At 54.7% G+C, this 437-nt stretch carries 1 protein-coding gene; it reads right to left on the bottom strand.

What is annotated here, in order from left to right; all coding sequences use genetic code 11:
- Nucleotides 1–65: 65 nt before the first annotated feature.
- Nucleotides 66–302 carry a hypothetical protein gene (locus E1297_RS00620; RefSeq protein WP_155132644.1) on the bottom strand — a complete coding sequence of 79 codons (237 nt, stop codon included), beginning with the start codon at nt 300–302 and terminating at the stop codon, nt 66–68.
- Nucleotides 303–437 lie beyond the last annotated feature (135 nt).

The raw sequence follows: 437 nt of genomic DNA, 5'->3' as shown, positions 1-437 counted from the left end.
CGTGTGGTGGCAGAGGCCCCGTGTCCTGTGATTCTGGTTCCGCGCGGTTCAACTGCCGGAACTGCTTAAAAAAGCTCAACCCTTTTTCTCGCCCGAGCCAGTGCATCTTGTTTGGTGTCTAGTGCCGTGAGTTCGGCTTCAATCTTCAGGAAGAACGGTAGGTAGGGTTCGCCGAAGCGCAAGACGAGACGGGCGGTGGTGTCTAGGGCGGCTTCCAGCCGGGCTTTCCTGTTGTCTTGAGGCTGAGCAATATCTTGATTCGCGCCCTTACGAGCGAGGTCTGAACATGTAAATTCTTCCATGGGAGCCTCCATCCGCTACTAAAAGCGCAAGGGCTGGTCGAGATTACTCCCTCTCAGCCCCTAGACAGGTAACATAGTTACCTGTGGTCTCACAATTTTACCTTCTCCCCGCCCTGAAGGACGGGGATTTTAGTG

The organism is Roseibium sp. RKSG952 (genome assembly GCF_009711355.1).
The sequence above is the reverse complement of the archived record's forward strand: the minus strand, read 5'-3'. Positions and strand labels throughout refer to the sequence as shown.

What these genes read in the sequence shown, in the direction of transcription:
- E1297_RS00620 (WP_155132644.1), bottom strand. Translation starts at nt 302, where the DNA reads ATGGAAGAATTTACATGTTCAGACCTCGCTCGTAAGGGCGCGAATCAA.